The sequence below is a fragment of the Terriglobus albidus genome (assembly GCF_008000815.1).
Classification (GTDB): Bacteria; Acidobacteriota; Terriglobia; order Terriglobales; family Acidobacteriaceae; genus Terriglobus; species Terriglobus albidus_A.
Genome location: NZ_CP042806.1, coordinates 492,558 through 514,347, shown reverse-complemented (window position 1 = coordinate 514,347; position 21,790 = coordinate 492,558). Strand labels below are relative to the sequence as shown.

Genomic DNA, 21,790 nt, shown 5'->3' with positions numbered 1-21,790 from the left:
CCAGCTTAGTTGCCGGCCGGCTTCTGCGCGGCGGGCGGATCGGCAGGCGCCGGAGGGGGAGTGACTCCCGCAGCCAGTAGCGCGCCATCGATCATTTTATAGACATATTTGAGAGGAAGCGCGCCGGCAAGACGTTCTCCGTTGATGAATAGTTGCGGTGTAGCGTCGACTCCGAGGGAGTCTCCCTCCTTAATAGAGGCGGTCACGGCAGAGTCGTCCTGTTTCGCGATGCAGGCATTCAGCTTCTCAAGGTTGACCTTCTCCTTCACGGCCTCGTCACGGGTCCACTTGTCGAGAAGGTCGGTTGCCGGCTTTACCGCATCCGCAGGTTTGGCGTCCTTGTCGGCAGAGGGCTTGAGCGGCGGAACGTCGGCGTAGTGCGCGTGGACGTTATCAACCAATGACCAGTAGCCGGGCGCGGACTGCTCGGCCAGGCAGTTGGCGTCGACGGCAGCGTGTACGGCCCAGGGATGTTGGCCCAGAGGGAAGTCCTTATAGACGATGTGCACCTTGTCGCCGTAGCGCTCCAGGATGGCGGGGAACAGCTGCGCATGCATGCGGGCGCAGAAGGGGCACTGCAGGTCGTCGTAGATCACGATGTGGACCGGGGCCGATGCTGGGCCGCCGCGCGAGGGTCGGTTGCCGTCGCTGATTCCGGCGCCAGGGTCCTGCGGGATGTCATAGCGGTTGAGCTGAGCAAATGTCTTGCCGTCCTGCGAGAGCAGGAAGTCGAAGTTTTTGGTGGCGGCAGCATTCTGTTCCGCCTCGAGATTGGTGAAGGTGACCGTCACGGTATCGAAACCCGGCATCTCCGACTTCCTGCGTTCCCCGATGGTGACGTCGTAGTAGGCGGGGACGTTGAACTTATTGCGGATCAGCACTTCGACGCGGCGGGCGTCGGCGGGCGAGAGCTTCTGCGCGTGACAGCCAAGAGCGCCGGCGAGCAGAACGAAGCTGGAGAGGAGACGGAGATGGTTCATAAACGTAGGTATCAGTGTATTGGACGCACGCCCGAAGCGCCCGGCGTCAACGCAGCCGCAGCGGCCAGCCAATACGCACCAGATGCCCGTCCGGGTCCGACAGCGCGAACTCATACGTCCCCCAGGGCTTCTCCTCGGGGCCGCCGCTCTTGCCCAGAATCTCTCCGGCAAAACGGGCCGCATAGGCGTCCACCTCCGGCGTATAGAAGTAAAGTCCAAAAGGACTCTGGTTAGGAATCAACCACCCCTCCACCGCCCGGGTCAGATGCAGGCGTCCGCCCTTGCCGTCCGAAAGAATGCGGTAATCGTCATAGCCACGATCAGGATCGCTGAACCCAAGGCGCGCATAGAAGGCCTCGGAGGCGTCCAGGTCATTGCAGGGCAGGATTGCAGTAAGGGAGTGAGCGGGATTTTCCATGAATAAGCATCGCTCACCGATCACCGCCCTTGGTGCAGACAATCTTGAATTTTTAGCGAAGACGGGAGCGGCCCTCTATATATAGCCTGGAGCAACGCCCCTGGTGCCGGTGCCTAGAAAGCAGAGAGCTGAAGGCCCGACCCGAAAATTCCATCCCGTTTCGCCCCTCCATTTCCCCGTTCGCTGCACGATTCTGCCGTTCGGGGCAGAAACCTATGCTTTCGGTTCCACAGGACGTAGGCTGATCGTGCTGTAAACCGCTTATTGGAAAGGGCCTAGGCCCGAAGCGGAACCAGCCAACGCACTCGCGCGGGATGCGCGTTGCGTCTAGACTCAAGGAATTCGCGTCTGGATAGAGGAAACGCCTCATCCAACGCTGTTTTACCAAGACCAAACCGACCCAATCCGAGAGGGAGCGAAATGGCAAGAGCCACGAAACTGGCAGAAAAGACAATCACTTACGCGGCCAAAGGCGCGTGGGCAATCTTTGACAAGCTGAACAGCATCAGCCCTAACGCATCGTTCACACCGAAGTGGAGCGACAAGCCGCTGCTGAAGAGCTACCAGAAGGAGAAGCCCCCCCTTGGCTGGCCTCGTACGACCGATTCTCTCTGCCCGAAGTGCGTTCCTGAGATCCGCCAGCAGATCCTCGACGGCAAGCTGCCCCACGAGATCCTGCTGAACGAGAAGGTCGGCGAGATCAAGGCTCAGATCATCGAGCGCGACGGCAAGATCCTGATGGTGAAGGATTGTCCGAAGCACGGCCACTTTGAGGACGTCATGTCCATCGACCCGGCCATGATGAAGCACCTTGAGGACGTCTTCCCGGGCCGCGACATCCGCGCCCACAATGACGCCAAGCTGCACAACCACGGCACCTCGACCGTGACGCACGGCCGCGGTTCGGTTCTGACCATCGACCTGACCAACCGCTGCAACATGATGTGCGACCCCTGCTTCATGGACGCCAACCAGGTGGGCTTCGTTCACGAACTGACGTGGGACGAGATTAAGACCATGCTGGACAACGCCATTACCATTAAGCCGCGCCGCCAGATGTCGGTGCAGTTCTCCGGTGGTGAGCCGACGCTGTCGCCCTACTTCCTGGACGCTGTCGCCTATGCCCGTAAGGTCGGCTACAACTCGGTGCAGGCTGCGACCAACGGCATCGAGTTCGCCAAGTCCAAGGAGTTCGCCAAGGCTGCCGCCGAGGCTGGTCTGCGTTATGCCTACCTGCAGTTCGACGGTATCGGCAACGCCGCCAACTCGCACCGCAAGGTCGGCAATGCGTTCGACGTAAAGCTCCAGGCCATCCATAACCTGCACGAGGCCGGCGTGGACATCGTTCCCGTAACGACCATCGTCAACGGTATCAACAACGAGCAGGTTGGCCGCATCATCCAGTTCGCCCTGGATAACCCGAAGAAGATCAACTTCCTGTCGTTCCAGCCGGTTTCGTTCACCGGCCGTGACGAAGAGGTCTCCGACGAGCGCCGTCACGCACAGCGCTACACCCTGAGCCACCTCGCGCACGACATCCGCAACCAGACCGGTCTGGGTGAGAGCACCCGTGACTGGTTCCCGATCAGCTTCATGTCGACCTTCTCGGACTGGGCCGACCTGGTGCACGGACCGGATCACGAGTGGGGCCAGCTCTCCTGCGGCTGCCACCCGAACTGCGGTATCGGTATGGCGCTGATGATCGACAAGGAGACCAAGGAGGCTGTTCCGGTCACCCAGTTCCTGGATGCCGTACAGCTTGCCAAGGACGTTGCGAAGGTGAACGACGCCGCCCGCGGCAAGTTCCTCTCGATCGTGGGTGTTTCGCTTGCGCTGCTGCGCAACTACGATCCCACCAAGTCGCCCACGCACTTCCGCATCCTTGACCTGCTGCAGAAGTTCGACAAGTGCTTCGGCGCCACCGGCCGCAACTACGGCAAGGTGACCGGCGATCGCACCATGGCCGACATCGAGAAGCGCCGCGCCGACCGCTGGAACTTCCTGTTCATCGCCGGCATGTGGTTCCAGGACCTGTTCAACTACGACTTCCGCCGCACCGAGCAGTGCATCATCCCGTACGCCACCCAGGAAGGCGAGATCTCCTTCTGCGCGTACAACACTGGTATCGGCTGGCGCAACATCATCGAGAAGATGCACATGACCTCCACCCTCACCAAGTGGTATGAGGAGCATGGCCGTCACGAGATCTTCGCCGGTGGTAAGAAGGTCGGCCTGGAGCGTCAGGACAAGTACGATCTGGTTCTGAACCAGGCTCACGTCGACTCCGCCGCGAACGACACCTTCGAGAAGTCCGGTATCGCCAAGAACGCCCGCGAAGAGAAGATCCGCGCCCGCGACGCCAAGCTGAAGCAGGATGCAGTCAACGCGCAGATGGCCAAGCTCTACCGCAAGGAGATTCTCAAGGAGCAGGAGCAGCCCGGCTTCATCTCCCTGGGTGAGATCAAGCCCGCCGCTCCGGCAAAGGTGCAGGACGAAGAGACCGTCGCCGGGGACTAGGACTAGCCGTCCAGGCGTAGGGCGCCTTCGGCGCAAAAGTACAAAGGCCGCTCTCACGAGCGGCCTTTGTTTTGGCTGTAATCAGAGGGTCGCTATTACCCGTCCATCACTCCGTCTGCGGGATAAGTGTGCCTTGTGGTGAGGGGAAACAGGGGGTCGCACCAGATGTGGTGCAGCTACATTTGTTCTCTGCTTCTGAAACAGGTTCCGCTCTCTTCAGAAGGGAGCGCCCGTCCCATATAATGAAGCTTTCCCCTACATGGATTTGGGGAGGTATTTTCCGAGCAGTGAGGACGCGCGTATCTTTTCCGCTAAGTTTCTGAATCAAGCTTTCACGGATGTGCGTTCGCACTCTGGCCGGAACCGCGCGATTGCCTTTGGCAGCCGTGTTCGCGCGGGTATGTTGCTGTTGGGCCTGGGCGCTGTTGCCGCCGGCTCTGCCGCTGCACAAAATGCTGGTTCGACCTTTACCACCGGACCGGTAGCACAAGGCAATCCCAGGGCGCTTTGCTCGATCCAGGTGATCGGCAATCGCCGCATTCCGAAAGAATCCGTTCTGGCCCGCCTCTTCTCGCATGAGGGCGATATCTACGACGAGTCGATGATCGAGCGCGACTATAACTCGTTGTGGAACACGGGCTACTTCGAAGATCTCCGTGCCGAGAAGCAGGACAAGCCGAACTGCACCCAGATGATCTGGTACGTGCGCGAAAAGCCCACGGTCAACGACATCAATTACAAGGGTGTGAATGCGGTCACCACCTCGGACATCCTGGAGCGCTTCAAGAAGGCCAAGGTCGGCCTGACGGTGGAGAGCCAGTATGACCCCACCAAGGTAAAGCGCGCCGAGGTTGTGCTGAAGGAGCTTCTGGCCGAGCATGGCCACCAGTTCGCTACCATCCGCACGGTGGTGAAGAACCTGCCTCCGGCACGCGTCTCCCTCACCTTTGAGGTGAAGGAAGGCCCGACCGTGAAGGTGGGGCATATCGACTTTGTCGGCAACGACAACGTGGGCTCGCGGACGCTGCGTCAGGCGATGCGGAACCTGCGGCCGATCGGTATTCCTAAGTCGATCATCCTGGAAAACATCTTTGCCCGCACCTTCGACGCATCCAAGCTCGACGAGGACGCGCAGCGCGTGCAGATGGCCTACCGTGACCGCGGCTACTTCAAGGCACTCACCTCGGAGCCCAAGACCCGCGTACGCGACGCCGGCGGCATCAATATCTTCACACTGCGTCCGTCGAAGGGTAAGCGCATCGACATTCTGATGCCGGTGGAAGAGGGTAAGCGTTATCGCCTGGGTGGCATCACCTTTACCGGCAACAAAGCCATCACTAATATGAAGGCTCTGCGCGCGCAGTTTGCGCAGAAGGATGGCGAGTGGTTCTCGGCGACCCTCTTCGGTAAGGGCCTGGAGAATCTGCGTAAGGCATACGGTGGGCTGGGCTACATCAACTTCGTCGGATCGCCGACTCCGCGCTTTGATGAAGCGAAGAACCTCATCTTCCTGGACATCGATATCGATGAGGGCAAGCAGTTCAAGGTCTCGCGTATCGAGTTTTCGGGCAACAGTATTACCCGCGACCGCGTGATCCGTCGTGAGTTGATGCTGGAAGAAGGCGCGGTTTACAACGCCCAGGCATGGGAGCTGTCACTGCTTCGCCTGAACCAGTTGAATTACTTTGAGGCGCTGAAGGTCGAACAGGACTCCGAAACGCGCACCAATAACGATGCCGGCACCGTGGATCTGCTGCTGAAGCTGAAGGAGAAGGGCAAGAACTCCATCGGTCTGAACGGCGGTATCTCGGGAGCTTCAGGAAGCTTTATCGGTCTGAACTATGAGACCAACAACTTCCTCGGCCTGGGTGAGACGCTTTCGGTGCAGGCGAATGCCGGCGATCTGTCGCGTAACCTGAGCTTCGGCTTTACGGAGCCTTACTTCCGCAACAAGCCGCTGTCGCTCGGTCTGCAGATCTTCCAGTCCAAGTTCGACTACAACCCGTCGAAGGCGTACGGCGCAGCCGGCGGCTCGATCTCGCAGAACCTGTCGCAGGCGCAACAGTCGCTGCTGACCAACTACAATCAGGCATCGACGGGTCTGTCGATCTCGGCCAGCTATCCGCTGCGTAAGCTTTTCAATCGCTCGGGTGTGACGCGTATCGGTATCTCGTACATGCTGCAGCGGTCGACGATTTCAACGTTCAACGACAATACCCGCAACCTGTTCCAGTCGCTGGCCTTCCGTTCCGGTATCCAGGGATCGAACCAGCTCTCGGGCATTATCAGCTCGGTTATTACGCCTAGCTTTACCTTCTCGTCGATCGACCGTGCAGTCGGTCCGCACTCCGGTAAGGACTTCAACGTCGCGATCCAGGTTGCCGGCGCGGGCGGTAACGTGAAGTACTTCTCGCCGGTTGCGACCTGGCGTCAGTTCTTCCCGATGAAGGGACTTCGCATTGATCGCGACGGCCACAATGTGCTCGGCTACCGTATCCAGGTGTCGCACGTTGAGGGCTTTGGTGGCCAGGTGGCTCCGCCGTTCAACCGTGTCTACGGTGGCGGCGAGTCTGACGTTCGCGGTTTTGACGTCCGCTCTTCGTCGCCCTATACCTACATTCCGACCAAGGTGGAGTTCAACCTCACCAATCCGGACGGAACCACGGTGCCGCGCGATCCCACGAACCAGGACCTCGGTGCGATCCATGTTCCGCTGCCGGTCTATCGTCTGGTCTCGGTGGGCGCCGATACCGGCATTACCGGAAACGTGGAATACCGTATCCCGATCATCAACCAGGTGGTCTTCGCGTTCTTCACGGACTTTGGCTACAACGGCAACGTCCGCGAGTCGCAGCTCCGCCAATCGGTACTGGGACAGTCGACCTTCAACAGCACGCTGTACGGTTGCCCCACCATTATCAACGGCTCCTGCTTCGGCGGACAGAAGGTCACCTTCCCGCAGATCCTGAAGGCGGTTCCGGGCACGAACTTCGTACCGCGCATGTCGAACGGTGCGGAGTTGCAGGTCATTCTGCCAATCGTGAACGCTCCGCTGCGTCTTTACTACGCCTACAACCCGCTGCGCCTGTACAAGGATCTGCCGCAGGAGTTGGCTGTGGACCAGGCGACCTACCGCAGCATGTTCCCAAACAATGGCGCCGGCCTCTACAGCTATGCGCAGGCAATCCAGTTCTACGGAGCTGCGTATCAGCTTCGTGAACCGAGAAAGACCTTCCGCTTAAGCGTCTCCACTACCTTCTAAGAAAAAGCCCGGCGAAAGCCGGGCTTTTTCAGTTGCTGGTTGCTAGTTGCTGGTTGCTAGTTGAGAAGCAAAAATCCCCATCAAGCGAAGAGCTTGAGTGGGGCTTCAGTTTTTGGGGTCAATTAGCAACCAGGAACTAGGGCGTATCGACAAATTCGCTTTCACTGCGGAGTTATAGAGCGGGCCTTCAGCCCTTTGTTTTCTATGTGGCAGTAGACCTGGGGCGTTGCCCCAGGCTGGTATAGAGCGCGCCTTCAGCGCTTGTCGTTGATATTACCCGGGTGCCCCACCCTCGCAACGCTAGGGTGGGTTCGGAATACCTCTAAATTCCTGCCAAAAACTCAAATCGAATTTGTCGATACGCCCTAGCAACCAGCAACTAGTAGGCCCGCATGTACATGCGGGAGATGCGGTCGTGCCAGCCCATGCGATCTTCGTCGACGAGAGCCCACAGATAACCCAGACCCAACGGAGCCATTGAGAGCGCCATGGCCAACAGGCGGCGGCGCATCTGGCGGCGCGAGGGGTTCTCATCGGAGAAGGTACACAGGCCAATGCGGGCATAGCGCATTCCCGGCGTCTGATCGCTCAGAGAGAAGAAGAGCAGGCGGTAGCCGATGAAGAGCGTCAGCAGCACGCCGATGGCCCAGAGCGCCAGCCCACGGTCAAGAACGACGGTCTTTGCCGTGAGTGCGAAGACGATGGTGAAGATCGCGAAGCTGCCAAGGACGGCCATGGAGTCCACCAGGCCTGCCATCACGCGAAGCTGCAGCGGAGCAACCTGTGGCGGCAGCGCGAAGCTGATCTCGGAGGACGGGATGGACTCGAGGAGCGGCGCGGCAGCCGGGGCAGCGTCGAGACGGATGTCACTCCATTCCGGCGTGACGTGCGGCGGCTCGGGCGTGGTGGCGATCTGTTCGGCGGTTACCTCGAAGATACGAAGCTGCGGCGGCTCGGGAGCATCCTCGCGCAGCGGACCTTCGGCCAGCCGGGGACGGGCCTTCTTCGAGGCGACAAGCTGCCGTGGGAACTCGATCAGGTTGGCGCTGAGCGGAGCGATGGGTTCGCTCGATGGCTCCGGCACATACTCGACCACCATCGGCTCAAGCTCGGGTTCTGGCTCGACGATGACCGGCGGATGAACAACGGGCGGATGTTTGACCACCGGGGCCTTGGTTACATGCTCCTTGACCAAGGGTTCGAGCGTAAACGGCTCAAGGACCGGAATCTCCACGATCTCCGCCGAGCCCTCAGAGGCAGCAACAGAGCCGGCTTCGCCGGAGGTCGCTTCGGGTTCATTCCACTGTTCGAGTTCTTCCAGCAGCTGCTGCTGGGCCTGGGCGATGGCGGCGGCATTGCGTGCGGCGATCTCGGCCTCTGCGCGAGCCTTCTGCATCGCGGCTTCTGCCTCCGCCTGCAGGTAATCGCGGTAGCTTTGTTGCTGTGCGAACCTGCTGGCCACTGCCTCGGCGACGCGGCGCTGCTGCCTGGGTCTGGGCTCGGGAAGACCTTCCATCGGCAGGGTTTGCTGCTGGTCCGCTCGTTGTTTCTTCTGCCGATGGGCAGCAAGCCGGGCAGCTACCTGGTCTTTCCAGGCGTCATCGTCACGAACCGGTTCAAGGGCCAGGGGAGATGTGGTGCTCACAATTCACTTCCGTTTCTCATCGGGCTGTTCTTCGACAGCCTTCCAGGCAAATGGGTCCAAGGAAACAAACGTCGAGCTTTCCCGTCTGCATACAATGAAGAGGCGAGGGGGCGCGGAGCCGGATTCCGCATAGCAGTTGCAACCATCGAACGAGTACGGACCTACCAGAGCCATGCAGCACAAACGGAGCCGGACATTCCTGCTGCGAAGTGCCTGCGTCTTCTTAAGTACCACGCTGGCGGGGGGAATTTATCCGCAGTTGCATGCACAGCAGGTTCCTACTTCGGCACCTCTGCCCGATAGTCCCGCGCCGCAGCTCAATTACCCCATCGCGCAGCTGGTAACGGAGCCCGAGGATGCCTCTCACAAACTGACGGTCGAAGCCGACCAGATGACCCGGAATGGCGACGATTACACGCTGACGGGCAACGTGGAGATTCATTACAACGGCTATATCGTCACCGCCGAAAAACTGTCGTTCAACCAGGAGACAGGGGAGGCGGTCTCGGATGGCCACATCCGGATTACCGGAGGTCCCGACGACGAGTACATCGCCGCGTCGCATGGACAGGCCAACCTGAAGCAGCATACGGGCAAGTTCTACGACGTGACAGGTTCCGTCGGCGTGCATACGACCGCGAAGGGAACCACGTACACAAACAGCAACCCCTTTCTGTTTACCGGACGCCAGGTCATTCAACGGGGACAGCGCAACTACGAGATCCTGAACGGGACGGTCACAAGCTGCCAGCTTCCGAATCCTGACTGGAGGCTTGCCTCCAAACGCTTTGTCGTGGAAGACGGTCAGGCACGCGGTTACAACAGCGTCTTCCGGCTGCTGAATATGCCGGTGCTGTTTCTGCCGTACGTTACGCATCCCACGTCGCCGGAAGAGCGACAGAGCGGATTCCTGATTCCCAGCTTCAGCAAGGCAGGCAGCCGTAAGGGATACATCATCGGCGAACAGGTGTATGTGCGTCTGTCGCGGTCGTCCGATATCACCGTTGGCTCAGAGTATTTTTCGGTCCGCGGCTTTTCGCAGCTCGTGACCTTCCGGTACAAGGGCAACGGCCTCAACTTCCTGACGGCGCACTACACCGGCCTTCTGGACCGCGGATACCACGACAGCAACGGTGTGTATGTGAACCAGGGAGGCCAGGACTTCCTGCTCTCTGGCCGCAAGGATCTGGATGAGCACAGTCGCATCGTGGCCAACGTGGAGTACCTGAGCTCTTATGTCTACCGCGAGGCCTTCAACGACACCTTCAATCAGGCGGTCTCGACCGACGTTGTCTCGCACGCATTCGCCGCGTACCAGAAGAGTGGCGTTTCGGCATCGTTGTTCGGTGACCGTTACCAGGGCCTGAAGAACGTTGTAACCGGGCAGCAGGTACGCATTATCCGGGCGCCGTCTCTCGACCTGGATCTGATCGAGAGACGGCTGGGAAGCTCGCCGCTGGTATGGTCGTTCGATGCCTCGGCCACCGGACTGAAGCGGGCACAACAGAATTTCACTACCGACGGTGTGATTGAGCGGCTGGATCTGCATCCGCAGATCTCTGCGCCGATTCACTTCGGCGGGTGGATGGCAAGGCCGTCGCTCGGTATACGCGATACGTTCTATTCGCGTAGCCGGCTTCCTGCGGTCATTCCCGGTCCAACGCCGGTGCAGGCGAGTGCAACGTTGAACCGCACCGCCATCGAAACGGGCTTCGAATTCAAGCCGCCGGTGCTGGAGCGTACCTTTGCCGCGAAGGACCTCATCTTCGGCCGGGAGATGAAGCACACGATCGAATCGTTCCTGAACTACCGCTATGTCACCGGCGTGGATAACTATACCCGGACACTGCGCTTCGATCCGGTGGATGTGGTAACCAACACCAATGAGCTCGAATACGGTGTGACGCAGCGTCTCTTCTTCCACAAGAAAGATGCGCCGGTGTGCGACGAAGAGCTTGCCGGCAATACCCGCCTGACATCAGGCTGCGGAGGCATGGGAGAGTCGGTGCGCTGGCGTCTGGCGCAGAAGCACTTCTTCGATCCGAGCTTCAACGGATCTATCTCCCAGGGGCGCCGCAATATCTTCGAGAGCACGCTGGACTTCTCCGGCATTGCCTTTGTCACGCAGCCACGCGAACTTTCACCACTCATTTCGGAGCTCCGGGTACGGATCTCCGACAAGACCGACGTGGAGTGGGACGTGAACTATGACTTCGGTCAGCACCGGTTTACGGCATCGAACGTTTTTATCGATGAACATAGCGGCCAGTACTTCGGTGGACTCTCGTTTGCGCGGTTGAATGCGCCCGGCCGCTTCCTCACCTCGCCGATCTCGGACTTTACGCAGCTTCGTGTGCTGCTGGGCTACGGCGCGCCGAACAAGAAAGGATTCTCTGCGGCGGTGAACAGCGGTATCGACCTGAATGCAGGGCAGACACAGTACGGAGCCTTTCAGGTGAGCTACTTCTGGGACTGCTGTGGCTTCTCCGCGGAGTACCGGAAGTTCGAGTTGGGCACCGTACGTAACGACAACATCTACCGGTTCAACTTCTCACTGGCGAATATCGGGTCGGCGGGGAACCTTAGAAGAGCCGAACGGCTCTTCTAAGAGTTAAAAGTTACAAGTTGAAAGTTGAAGAGGTACTGCATGGGTAAGGGAAATTCTTTGCCTGCTTTGGGATGGGTAGCGAATATGGATCCCAAATAGTCTCTTTAACTGGCAACTGGCAACTAGAACGGTACCATCCGAGATTCCCCTGGCAATTCTGCATTGCCGCATGGCATGCTGCTTTTCTCTAATGAGAGAAGGGAGAGCTACGCCATGGCGAATGACTGGAATGATCGCATTCACGAAGCTGTAGATCACATGGAGGCTGAACTCCGCAAAGCCGTCGACTACGTCAACGACGAGGTGGTGCCGGAGGCGCGGATGCAAGGCGCCGAGGCGCTGCGCAAAGCGGCGGAGAAGCTTCGGCAGATGGCGCAGAAGCTGGATGAGAGGACGCCTCGCCGTTGATCCGCAGCCGCTCCATTGCCGCAGGCGTTACGGTCTTGCTCGCGCTGGTGTTGACCGGATGTCATCACAAGAAGGTGCGTGTAGCGCGGCGTACGTCTCCTCCACCGGTTACCCGGGACCCGCGCACCTCGGCAGGGAACTATCCGCCGGTCCGCCCGGTGCCGGGACTAGGCACCGGGCAGTCGCAGGAGCCTCAGCCTGATTACGGCGATAAGGTGTATTCGACTGAGGTGGGTATGTCGAGTTGGTACGGTCCGCCGTACCACAACCGCAATGCGGCGAACGGCCTGCCCTATGATCAGAACGCGATGACGGCGGCGCATCGCACGCTTCCCATGGGTACCGTCGTTCGCGTGACCAATCTGCAGACGAACCAGTCCGCTGTGGTGAAGATTACGGATCGCGGACCTTTCGTGCAGGGACGCGTGCTGGATCTATCGATGGCCGCGGCCAAGGCTACGGGAGTCTACCGCGCAGGCGTGGCGAAGGTAAGGATCGATGTGCTGCAGCAGACGGCGAATGCAGCGGTCTCCGGCAAGTGGTGCGTGCAGGTCGGCGCCTTTACCGAGGAAAAGAACTCATTGAAGTTGAAAGACCAGATGCAGCGCCGCTATCACACCGCCAAGGTGATCGAGTTCCCCGGACCGACAGGGCACTGGGTGCGCATCAATCCCGCAGTGATGGACAAAGCGCACGCAACCGAGGTCGCGGATGGCATTCACCCCAATGAGCCGAATGCGCAAGCGTATCTGGTGAGACTGGACTAAAAATTGAATGATTGGATTATGAATGATTGAATAACTCGGCTTATTCAATCATTCAATTTCCCGTTATTCAATTGCTTCAACTAGTTTTCAGATGGCTTCTCCACCCTATCAACAGCCAGTACATCCACCTCTTCTTTGCCGGGCGTGAGGCGCATGCCTAACTGTTCCTGGATGGCGGTGTAGAGGTCCGGCTTGGCTGGTTGTCTTGGCGGAAGGCTGGCCCAGAGGCCGTCGTACTGCGACGCATCGGGTTGGAAGTCGAGGGTGAAATCGCTACGTTCAGAGAGTTGCACCTTATCGACGACGGGCCGATCCAGCAGGCGTTCCTGCAGGACGTTTGCCAGTTCGCGTGAGGTGGCGTTGCGGGCGATCAAGACGCCCGGCTCCGCAAAGCCGATGCCGGGAACGGGTCTCTCGATGGTGCTCTTTGTAAGTTTGAGCGGGGCCTTACCGCGTTCCAGAAGATAGACCGGCAGCGTCTTCTTCTCGTTGTGTGTGGCGAGATGGAATCGCTCTACGATGAGAGCCTGCATCATGCCCTGGGCCTGGGCCTTGTTGGGCATGCCGGGCAGGTTGGGAGCTGCTTCGACATCCCACTTTTGCGTACGTGCCCATTCCGGCAGACCTTGAATCTGGCTGGTTTGGATGCCATAGGCCCACTTCATCATGTCGAGCAATGTGGTGTTGAAGGCTTGGACGCGTCCTCCGCCGAGACGAAAGCCGTAGCCGTGGGCGTTGGGGTCGCTCATCTTGATGGTGGCGATGTCAGCGATCGGATGGGCCTCCGCAGCCATTTGCGGAGGTCCTTGTGTCTGTGCGGAGACGACAGATAACGAGGCGCTCAGGATGAGAACCGGAGCCACCTTCGTTATCGCCATCCGTACTTCGGTTGCCGTCGTCATGTGTGACTAGTTCTCCGACGGCTTTTCGACCTTCTCGAAAACCATCACCTTGGCAGGAGCCTTGGTAGGCGTGGCCTTCACACCGAGCTGTTCCTGCAGGGCGGTATAGAGGTCTGGCCGCGGAGGATCGAAGACAGGCGCATTGGCAAAGCGGCCGCCAAACTGTGTCGCGTCCGGTTGCCAGGTGAGCGTGAAGTCATAGTGAGCTTCACCCAGTCCGGTTTTGTCCAAAACGGGACGATCGAGCAGTGTCGACTGCAGCAGTGTAGAGAAGTCGAACATGGTGGCATTCTGCGCGGTAAAGATACCGGGGCCGCGAAACAGCATCCCCGATGGCCCATCGGGAGCCCCGGTGTTCTTCGACATCTTCGGTCCGCTCTTTGCCAGCTCAAGGATATACACCGGCATTTCGCGGTCTTCCTCATGGAACTTCATCTGAAAGCGTTCAACCAGCAACTTCTTCATCGCAGAGCGCCACTGATCCATACTCGGGCGGCCCTCACCGTCCGGCTTGCCATCGACATCCCACTTCTGTTCGCCGGCCCAGGAAGGAAGTCCTGTCATCTGCTTGTCCTGTAGCTGGTAGACGAACTTCAACATGTCCACGAGGGTGGTGCCGATCGTCCGGAAGCGGTCCCGCCCAGGAGCAAAGAGAATTCTTTGCTCGCCGGGGTTGCTCGGCTTGACCGTTGCAACTTCGAAGGTCGGGTCGAAATCCTTCGCCATCGGCTTGATGGGCGGTGGAGGTTTGGGAATCTCCCACGCTGCTTCAGGATTCACCTTGGCGAGGTTCAGAGCTGTCGGGCGCTCGGCTATTGAGAAGGTACCCGTCATGCTTTTGCCGTCAGCGGCGACCTTGGCCTCATACTTCGCGGCCATACCAGCTACCTCGAAGGTAAACGTATCGCCTTTCAATGCGGCCGAATTCGCGTTCAACGCATTTCCGCCCTGGTCAACCAAGTATGCTGCAACCTTCAGCACGCCATCGTCTTTGCTGACCTTCATCACGATGCGCATCTCGCGGGGAGCGCCCTGAGGCTGCATTGTTCCCTGCCATGTTCCAGTCACGTCGACAGGCGCCTGTGCCTGCAGACCCAGCGTTCCAGCCAATACCAGGCACAGCCACAGCAAAAGCCTCTTCATGAACCGCTCTCCTTTTATGTGTAGAAGCAGATACGCAGCCCGTGGATATGAAGTTCGGGTCTGTTTACAGCACAGCCTTCTTGCCGGTCCGCAGCTCCATCTCCTGACGGAAGGCTTCGGAGGCCGAGTGATTGGGTGAATGCAGAATCGTGACGCGATTGGAGCCCATGACGCGGGTGACGCGTCCTCCCTGTGAGACGCTGATGGCCATCACGTCGTTATAGGGAATCTGCTTGTCTTTGAAGAACCAGAACCGCTGCACGATGGCAGTAGGTGTCAGCACGATGGTGCCGGGCATGCGCAGCACAACCAGGATGCAGACAAGAACAAGTACCACTATGATCCATACCGGCGGAATCTTGCTGACGTGCATGACCGACAGCACAATGACGAGAGCGACGTAAGCCAGCAGCAGGATCCAGCGGGAGAGAGCAAAGAGCGGTTTGATGGGAAAGGCCGGCCCCTCAGGTGTCTGCTTTACAGATCCCTTGCTCATACGGCTGGACAAAACGAGAAAGATAAAGAGCGAGAGAGCAATGGCGCGCAGCAGTTGCGGGTCGAGGTGCATGGTTATCCCTTAAGCTTAGAGCGTTTTCCCCGTTGTGGGGTATCCCGGAACAGCGTACAAGCGGCGTTTTCATTGCGGAAAACGCCCATAGATGCGGAAGCCCTACACTACATCCACGAGGAAAATGCTCTACTGCGGCGGAGCGTAGTAAGGCAGCTTCTGCTGCTCGTTCTGTGCGCGTTTCACGGCAATGTCACCAAAGAGCAGCGATGGTGCAATGGTGGTCTGCGGCAGCGGTGCGAGCGAGTTCTGTATGTACGGATCATCACCGGCTGCGATGATGTCTGACCGCAGGCTGCGCTGGTCGAGCTCATCGAAGACCGCGCCGCGCACCAGCTCGCGTTTGCCGTCAGGGGTGACACGGTAGAGCAGGCGTGGAGTAAGCTCACCGCCCATCGTCTCCGCAATGTAAACGAAGGGACGGTTCTGCTCCTTCGCCATGGCAAGGATCTTCTTCTCCATCTCGGCGGCGGGTGTGACCTTTGTGGGGGTGAAGATCATTACGCCGGAGTGCGACTCGGCGCGGCGGCCGAGAGCGGCGCGGCCGTGACCGTTGGACTCCGGGAAGTCTTTCACCGGCTCACGGTCGATGAGGTAGTTCTGCAGGATTCCCTTCGAGACCACTTGTACGGTCTGTGCCGGCACGCCTTCATCGTCGATATCGTAAGAGCCGATGAGCGACTTACCGTGAAAGGCCTTCATCGCGGGATCGTCCTTGACGTCGAGGAAGTCAGGAAGAACGCGCTGCTTCCAGCTCGACGAGAAGGCGCCCTGGGTGCGTGCCATGGTGCCTGTATCGGGCTTGTCCGCTTCGATGTTGGGAACAAAGAGGCGGTTAAGCACATCGGTAGAGGCGTCGCCGCTGAAGAGCACAGGACCGTGGTAGTCCTCCGCCATGACGATGGGAGCGTTCTGCAGGGCACGCAGGCTCAGGAGATCGTCGATGACACGCTGCTTGAAGGCGGCTGCTGATTCCAGGTCTTTTGCCTGCGTAGCTACCGGGCCGTTATCCCGCGAAAGACGTGTGCCATCGCGCGCCTGTGTCCCGACGCTGATGCCGGCGGAGTAGGCTGTGTATCCACGGCGTACAGCGGTGCCGTCCGTATTCACCAGGTAACGGTTGACCGCCAGGCCACGAAAGCTTGAGTTGGAGTACTGAATCTGTTCCGCAAACCCTTTTACGTGCGCATCCGTTGCATAAAGACCGCTGGCCTCGATGACGCGCTGTTTCCAGTCCTCACGATCGAGGTCGAGCTTCACCAGCGGATCGATCTTCGTCACCTGCTTTGCAGGGGAGAAATCATCGGCGGTCGGCGGAGTCTCAAAGCGCTTGAGGTCGGCCTGCTTGCGGGAGTAGGCATTCAGCGCTGCCTTGTAGGCTTCATCGGTGGCGAACCAGAGAGCGTAGCGCAGGGCTTCGGGATTCTGGTCCATGGGCGCGACCTGCACGGTGCCTTCGCCGCGTACGCTGGAGTTGTCTGACTTATAGCTGCCGACCCGGACCTGGACCCGCACAAAGCGCTGGTGGTTTTCCGTCTCGTTGGTCAGGGCGCCAAAGCTTGCATCGGCCTGGTACTCGGTGACGTCTTCCAGGCGGTACTCCATGAAGTACGGGCGCAGCATGCCGGGCAGCACCAGCTTCTGACGGCTGCGCTCCATCTCCTGCTGCATGGCAGTGAGCATGGGATCGGTCTGTTGTTGCGGGACGGCAGCGACAGGAAGTTGTTGTGCTACGGCAGCGACAGGAACGAGTGCGATGCCAAGGACGGTGAGAGAGGAGAAGATACGACGTGTCTTCATTTACTTGACCTCCTCATCCATGCCTGGTGGTGGAAGAATGGGCGGCCGGGTGGTCCCCTGAGCCTGCCGTTGAGTTTCAATCTCGCTGACCAGCATGGCCGGAGCGACGGCAGAGACGGGAACCGAGCCAGATTCAGCACCGCACTCCCCATTGAAGATCTCCTGGCGGTCGCCGGTAGCGAGGATGCGGTTCAACGCTGCCTGTGGTGTGCCAACGATCGAGACGCCGCGGACCAGCTCGTCCGGGCGGCCGTCGACGTAGACGCGATAGACAACCAGCGGAATGACCTGGAAAGCCTGCGGCGAGCGGCGTGTGGTGACGGCAAAGCCGGAGGAGATGTCCTCAAAGAACAGGCCGTAGGGCTTGCCCTGTTTCTTTGCTTCCTCAATCAGCATCTTTCGCAGCTCGGCGTCGTTGACTGATTTGGTGGAGCTGACGATGAGGTTGCCCTGGCGTCCGGCGGGCATGCGGCCCGTCTGTGCGCGGCCGTGGCCATTAGAGGTGGACACGGAAGCGATCGGCAGCCGCGACATCAGGAAGGTCTTCAGGACGCCGTCCTGGATAAGCTCAACGCGCTGAGCGGGCTGGCCCTCGTCGTCGTAGCTATAGTGTCCGTTCAGCGGGATGCCGTGAAGCGCCGCAATGGTGGGGTCGTCGACGACGGAGAGAAAGTCGGGAAGGATCGGTTTGCCAAGCGATTTGGTGAAGGTCTGTCCTTCCTCATCCCCACGCTGCCGCTGACCCTCGAGACGGTGGCCGAGCACCTCATGGAAGAAGACGGCAGAGGCGCGGCCGGAGAGGATCGCCGGTCCGTTGAAGGGCTGGGTCACAGGTGCGGTGCGCAGAGCTTCGAGGTTCTTCGCCAGCGCGGTTAGCTTCTCAAGCACAGCCTTCTGGTCCGGCAGGTGATCGAGGGCATCCGCTTCAAAGGTCTCAACGCGGAAGAGGTCCATGCCATCGTCAGCGCGGGCGCGGGCGACCACGACCAGGCGCGCTGTGGTGTAGGGATTGGCGATGCGTGTGCCTTCGCTGGAAGTGAAGTAGTCGGTCTCGCTGGAGGCAGTCAGGGCGACGTAGTTGAAGAAGATGTTCTTATAGGGTTTGAAGCTGGCGGAGATCTCGCGGAGCCGCGTCTTCCATGCCTCCACGTCGGCGGTGAGCGGGGCCACAGCCTTTGCCTCGGAGTCGGTGGGCTTCTCCACCGAGAAGTCCGGTGAGGCGTCTTCTTCCTTCGCGCGGACCTGTGTCTCTGTCTTCACCTTCAGGTAGCCGTCCAGGGCTTTGCCGTAGCCGCGATTGGTGGCAAACCACAAGGAACGGGCGATGGCCTCTTTGTCGTCCGTCAAAGGAAGGTTGATCGTGGTGAGCGCCGAGGTGCGATGGTCGCCGTGCGTGTTGTCGAGAGCGGGCGAACCAATGCGGACCTGTACATCGGCGACACGGCGGTGACCCTGCGATGTAGTGACGATGGCGCCGTACTGTGCGACGAGATTTAGCGAAGAGGCATCCGCTACCTCATAGGAGATGAAGTAGGGATGGGGCTGCTGGTCGCCCTTTCCGAGCGAGTCCATGGCGCGGTTGAGCTCGGTGTGCATGGTGTCGAGCAACGCAGACGGCTGCGGCGTAGAGGGGGCGCCGGAGGCAGAGACGACAGCAGGTGCAACCGCGGACGCGATTGCCAGAAGCGTGCAGATTGACTTCAAGGACATAAGAGGCCGTGTGAGATGCGAGTGTATCGGAATTTGGGCGGCTCCGCTTGCGCCTGAAACGCGGCGATGCAACAATCGCAGCACTTTGACGGAGACGCGCCAACGCCTGATGACTTTTCGACGCCTGAGCTGGCTCTTTGTTGTCTTGTTTGCAACAGTTTTCCCCTGCGTCCGGGCGGAGACGCCAGCGGTCGTGACCGCAGAACAGGCGGCGCGCTCCGGTCCGATGCTCTACAGCTTACCGCCGCAGAAGATGCAGCAGGCCGTGGCGCTCCATCGCCAGCGGACGATCCTCTCCTGGCTTTCACCCACGGCCGATATCGCGATCCTTCTGGTGCTGCTGAGCGCGGGCTACTTTCGGCGGGTGCGCACGTGGATCGAACGATATGCCTTGCGGCGTTGGGTGAAGGGCATTCTCTTTCTCGGCGCCATGCTGGTGACGGTGTCGGTGCTGAAGCTACCGCTGGCGATGTATGGGCATCAATTGGCCGTACGCTACGGACTCTCAGTGCAGCACTGGGGAAGCTGGTTTGCAGACTGGGGCAAAGGGGTTGCTCTGCGGACCGGCCTCGTCGTCCTTGTCGGTCTGGGCGTCTATTGGCTGATCCGCCGGTTTCCACGTACCTGGTGGTGGTGGCTATGGGTAGCGATGCTGCCATGCATCGTGTTTATGGTCTTTATCGCCCCGGTCTTCATCGATCCACTCTTCAACAAGTTCGAGCCCCTTGAGCGGTCGAACCCGGCTCTGGTGGCGCAGCTGGAGAAAGTCGTTGAACGCAGTGGGGTTGCAATTCCCACTGAGCGTATGTTCCTGATGAAAGCCAGCGAGAAGGTGACCGGGCTGAATGCGTACGTCACCGGCGTTGGCGCATCGAAACGCGTAGTGGTGTGGGATACGACGATTGCCCGTGCAACTCCGGATGAGATCGCATTCGTCTTCGGCCATGAGGCCGGGCACTACGTAATGCAGCATCTCTGGTTGGGCATGGGGGCTACGGCACTGCTTGTCCTCGTGCTGTTGCCGTTAGGCGTGCGGGCAGAGCGCGCAATGATTCGGCGCTTTGGAGCCCGATGGGGAATCTCTGCTGAGACCGAATGGGCTTCAGCACCGGTACTGCTGCTGGTGAGCGTGCTGTTGATCCAAATCTCCGACCCCATCGGGAACACCATCAGCCGCACGCTGGAACACAACGCCGACATCTATGGGCAGGAAGTCATTCACGGCATCGTCGCCGATCCGCAACGGGCAGCGGTGCACGGCTTCCAGGTGCTTGGCGAAACATCTCTCGACGACCCAAGGCCACATCCGTTTGAGGAGTTCTGGTCAGAAGGTCATCCGCCGATCTGGTTCCGCACAAACTTCGCGAATGCGTATGACCCTTGGAGGGTGGGAATGGAGCCGAAGTACTTTCCTAAGACGGACGTCGGCGGCGCTCGTTAAAAGTTGAAAGTTAAAAGTTGAAGCGTTAAAGCATTTTCCCTGTAGGTGTAGAGTAGGGCTTCCTCATCCATGGGCGTTTTCCGAAATGAAAACGCCGCTGCACCCCTCGTCCGGGATACCCAATAACAGGGAAAATGCTCTAAAGCATGTGTGGGATCAGAGATGATGCCCGGCCCAAATAACGATTCGAGCTTCGCTCGAACGTCCCACATAAGCTACGCGTATGTGGGGCACCCGGACTTCGGGCGGCCCATGCGTGAACGCTTTAACTTTCAACTTTTTACTTGCAACTCTTACCGCGTGAGCTTCGCGACAAGTTCCGCATGTTGCGGAAACTGCCGCAACAGCACCTCGCGGTTGCCCATTTCGAAGTCGGCGAAGTCGAAGCCGGGGGCGACGGTGCAGCCGACAAGAGCATAGGTGCCGGGCCACTTGAGGCGGGCGCCGAACCATGCGCCGGCGGCGACCCAGCCTTGCAGGGTTTCGCCTGCGGGAAGGCTTTGGCCGAGCAGAAGGTCTTCGTGGCGGCCGTCAGGATGAATCACGCTCACAATCAGCGTGTCACCGGCGTAGAAGTGCCACACTTCGTCAGACTGGATACGGTGCAGGGCAGAGAATTCGTTGCCGCTGAGCAGAAAGTAGATGGCGGTGGAGGCAGCCCTCTCGCCGCGAGCGGTATGTACCTTCTTCGCGGCGAGATAGGTCTGGCGGTACCATCCGCCTTCGGGATGACGTTCGAGCCCGAGATGTACGATGAGCTCTTCTGAGGTCACAGTGCCTTCTCGATCTGCGCCTCCGGGTGCTGGGCATATTCGCACCAGGAGCCGTCGTAGAGACTGACATGTTTTGCGCCGATCATCTCCAGGCCAAAGGCAAGTACCGCGGCTGTTACGCCGGAGCCGCAACTGGTGATGATGGGCTTTTTCTTGTCCACACCCTTTGCCGCAAACAACGCCTTCAGGTCGTGTGCCGACTTGAAGCGGCCGTTCTCGGTGAGCTCCAGGAAGGGAATGTTGATGGAGCCCGGCATATGGCCGGAGGAGATGGGACGTGGTTCGGGAGCAGTACCGTCGAAGCGGCCCTTTGCGCGGGCGTCCAGGATGGTCTCTCCCGCGGCAATGGCCTGTTGGAGTTCGTCGAAGCTGATAACCGCTTCGGCATCGAAGCGCGGTGTGAATCTTGCCGGCTTGCAGGTGACGAATCCGGAGTGGGTTGCATAGCCTGCTTCCTCCCAGGCTTTTAGGCCGCCATCGAGGATGACCACATCCTCCGCACCGAAGGTCTTCAGCATCCACCAGGCACGTGGAGCGGAGAAGACGCCCTCCTGCTCATAGATGACGATGGTCATATCGGAGCCGACGCCGAGGAAAGAGATTGCCTTGGCAAACTCACGCTCGTTGGGCAGCATGTGCGGCAGCGGCGTGGTGTGATCGGAGATCTCGTCGATGTCGAAGAAAGCAGCGCCGGGGATGTGCTTTTCCAGGTAGCGGGCGCGGGTGTCTACAGGAGGTGTCACGCCGACGGGCGGAAGGGTGGCGTCCAGCACAATAGTGCCGGGGTCTTTCAGGCGCGAGTTCAACTGCTGCGGCGTAATCAGAAGGCTCATAACGAATTCCATCTT

At 59.6% G+C, this 21,790-nt stretch carries 16 protein-coding genes; 6 read left to right on the top strand and 10 right to left on the bottom strand.

Annotated features, from left to right (window positions below; translation table 11 throughout):
- Positions 1–5: 5 nt before the first annotated feature.
- Both FTW19_RS02090 and FTW19_RS02085 read right to left on the bottom strand, forming a co-directional pair.
- A complete protein-coding gene (locus FTW19_RS02090) occupies positions 6–980 on the bottom strand; it encodes a DsbA family protein (RefSeq protein ID WP_147646095.1) in 975 nt (324 codons plus the stop codon).
- A gap of 46 nt (positions 981–1,026) precedes the next feature.
- The gene (locus FTW19_RS02085; protein ID WP_147646094.1) at positions 1,027–1,398 is read right to left on the bottom strand and encodes a VOC family protein; all 372 of its coding nucleotides are present in this window, start codon (positions 1,396–1,398) and stop codon (positions 1,027–1,029) included.
- A gap of 420 nt (positions 1,399–1,818) precedes the next feature.
- On the opposite strand from FTW19_RS02085, the gene FTW19_RS02080 reads away from it, so the two are divergent.
- Positions 1,819–3,915, top strand: a complete 2,097-nt coding sequence (locus tag FTW19_RS02080; protein WP_147646092.1) for a radical SAM protein — start codon at positions 1,819–1,821, stop codon at positions 3,913–3,915.
- A 400-nt stretch (positions 3,916–4,315) separates the two neighbouring features.
- Positions 4,316–7,177 (top strand): outer membrane protein assembly factor BamA, encoded by a 2,862-nt coding sequence (gene bamA, locus FTW19_RS02075; protein ID WP_147650427.1) that lies wholly within the window; start codon positions 4,316–4,318, stop codon positions 7,175–7,177.
- Positions 7,178–7,556: 379 nt separating this feature from the next.
- Here bamA and FTW19_RS02070 read toward each other — a convergent pair whose 3' ends face one another.
- Positions 7,557–8,822 (bottom strand): RDD family protein, encoded by a 1,266-nt coding sequence (locus FTW19_RS02070; RefSeq protein WP_147646090.1) that lies wholly within the window; start codon positions 8,820–8,822, stop codon positions 7,557–7,559.
- Between the two features lie 172 nt (positions 8,823–8,994).
- On the opposite strand from FTW19_RS02070, the gene FTW19_RS02065 reads away from it, so the two are divergent.
- The 3 genes from FTW19_RS02065 (at position 8,995) to FTW19_RS02055 (ending at position 12,605) form a co-directional block, all read left to right on the top strand.
- Positions 8,995–11,430, top strand: coding sequence for an LPS-assembly protein LptD (locus tag FTW19_RS02065; RefSeq protein WP_147646089.1), 2,436 nt, complete (start codon positions 8,995–8,997; stop codon positions 11,428–11,430).
- Between the two features lie 213 nt (positions 11,431–11,643).
- On the top strand, positions 11,644–11,838 hold the full coding sequence (locus FTW19_RS02060) for a hypothetical protein (protein ID WP_147646087.1): 195 nt from the start codon (positions 11,644–11,646) through the stop codon (positions 11,836–11,838).
- Entirely contained in the window at positions 11,835–12,605 is a 771-nt protein-coding gene (locus FTW19_RS02055) for a septal ring lytic transglycosylase RlpA family protein (protein WP_246153530.1), read from the top strand. The genes FTW19_RS02060 and FTW19_RS02055 overlap by 4 nt, the downstream gene beginning before the upstream one ends.
- Before the next feature lie 80 nt (positions 12,606–12,685).
- Here FTW19_RS02055 and FTW19_RS02050 read toward each other — a convergent pair whose 3' ends face one another.
- The 5 genes from FTW19_RS02050 to FTW19_RS02030 form a co-directional block, all read right to left on the bottom strand.
- The gene (locus FTW19_RS02050; RefSeq protein ID WP_147646085.1) at positions 12,686–13,507 is read right to left on the bottom strand and encodes a TIGR03435 family protein; all 822 of its coding nucleotides are present in this window, start codon (positions 13,505–13,507) and stop codon (positions 12,686–12,688) included.
- A 6-nt stretch (positions 13,508–13,513) separates the two neighbouring features.
- Positions 13,514–14,650, bottom strand: a complete 1,137-nt coding sequence (locus FTW19_RS02045) for a TIGR03435 family protein (protein WP_147646083.1) — start codon at positions 14,648–14,650, stop codon at positions 13,514–13,516.
- 64 nt (positions 14,651–14,714) lie between these two features.
- A complete protein-coding gene (locus FTW19_RS02040; RefSeq protein WP_147646082.1) occupies positions 14,715–15,218 on the bottom strand; it encodes a hypothetical protein in 504 nt (167 codons plus the stop codon).
- 129 nt (positions 15,219–15,347) lie between these two features.
- Positions 15,348–17,018: a metallopeptidase TldD-related protein gene (locus FTW19_RS02035; protein WP_147646080.1), complete on the bottom strand. Its 1,671-nt coding sequence runs from the start codon at positions 17,016–17,018 to the stop codon at positions 15,348–15,350.
- Positions 17,019–18,728 (bottom strand): TldD/PmbA family protein, encoded by a 1,710-nt coding sequence (locus tag FTW19_RS02030; protein ID WP_147646079.1) that lies wholly within the window; start codon positions 18,726–18,728, stop codon positions 17,019–17,021.
- A 109-nt stretch (positions 18,729–18,837) separates the two neighbouring features.
- On the opposite strand from FTW19_RS02030, the gene FTW19_RS02025 reads away from it, so the two are divergent.
- On the top strand, positions 18,838–20,169 hold the full coding sequence (locus FTW19_RS02025; protein ID WP_187143211.1) for a M48 family metallopeptidase: 1,332 nt from the start codon (positions 18,838–18,840) through the stop codon (positions 20,167–20,169).
- A 293-nt stretch (positions 20,170–20,462) separates the two neighbouring features.
- Here FTW19_RS02025 and FTW19_RS02020 read toward each other — a convergent pair whose 3' ends face one another.
- Together FTW19_RS02020 and sseA are read right to left on the bottom strand one after the other, a co-directional pair.
- Positions 20,463–20,942: a cupin domain-containing protein gene (locus FTW19_RS02020; RefSeq protein WP_187143210.1), complete on the bottom strand. Its 480-nt coding sequence runs from the start codon at positions 20,940–20,942 to the stop codon at positions 20,463–20,465.
- A complete protein-coding gene (sseA, locus tag FTW19_RS02015) occupies positions 20,939–21,775 on the bottom strand; it encodes a 3-mercaptopyruvate sulfurtransferase (protein WP_147646075.1) in 837 nt (278 codons plus the stop codon). The genes FTW19_RS02020 and sseA overlap by 4 nt, the downstream gene beginning before the upstream one ends.
- Positions 21,776–21,790: the final 15 nt, after the last annotated feature.

What these genes read in the sequence shown, in the direction of transcription:
- FTW19_RS02025 (WP_187143211.1), top strand. Translation starts at nt 18,838, where the DNA reads ATGACTTTTCGACGCCTGAGCTGGCTCTTTGTTGTCTTGTTTGCAACA.
- FTW19_RS02085 (WP_147646094.1), bottom strand. Translation starts at nt 1,398, where the DNA reads ATGGAAAATCCCGCTCACTCCCTTACTGCAATCCTGCCCTGCAATGAC.
- FTW19_RS02050 (WP_147646085.1), bottom strand. Translation starts at nt 13,507, where the DNA reads ATGACGACGGCAACCGAAGTACGGATGGCGATAACGAAGGTGGCTCCG.
- FTW19_RS02065 (WP_147646089.1), top strand. Translation starts at nt 8,995, where the DNA reads ATGCAGCACAAACGGAGCCGGACATTCCTGCTGCGAAGTGCCTGCGTC.
- sseA (WP_147646075.1), bottom strand. Translation starts at nt 21,775, where the DNA reads ATGAGCCTTCTGATTACGCCGCAGCAGTTGAACTCGCGCCTGAAAGAC.
- bamA (WP_147650427.1), top strand. Translation starts at nt 4,316, where the DNA reads ATGTTGCTGTTGGGCCTGGGCGCTGTTGCCGCCGGCTCTGCCGCTGCA.
- FTW19_RS02080 (WP_147646092.1), top strand. Translation starts at nt 1,819, where the DNA reads ATGGCAAGAGCCACGAAACTGGCAGAAAAGACAATCACTTACGCGGCC.
- FTW19_RS02030 (WP_147646079.1), bottom strand. Translation starts at nt 18,728, where the DNA reads ATGTCCTTGAAGTCAATCTGCACGCTTCTGGCAATCGCGTCCGCGGTT.
- FTW19_RS02060 (WP_147646087.1), top strand. Translation starts at nt 11,644, where the DNA reads ATGGCGAATGACTGGAATGATCGCATTCACGAAGCTGTAGATCACATG.
- FTW19_RS02040 (WP_147646082.1), bottom strand. Translation starts at nt 15,218, where the DNA reads ATGCACCTCGACCCGCAACTGCTGCGCGCCATTGCTCTCTCGCTCTTT.
- FTW19_RS02090 (WP_147646095.1), bottom strand. Translation starts at nt 980, where the DNA reads ATGAACCATCTCCGTCTCCTCTCCAGCTTCGTTCTGCTCGCCGGCGCT.
- FTW19_RS02035 (WP_147646080.1), bottom strand. Translation starts at nt 17,018, where the DNA reads ATGAAGACACGTCGTATCTTCTCCTCTCTCACCGTCCTTGGCATCGCA.
- FTW19_RS02045 (WP_147646083.1), bottom strand. Translation starts at nt 14,650, where the DNA reads ATGAAGAGGCTTTTGCTGTGGCTGTGCCTGGTATTGGCTGGAACGCTG.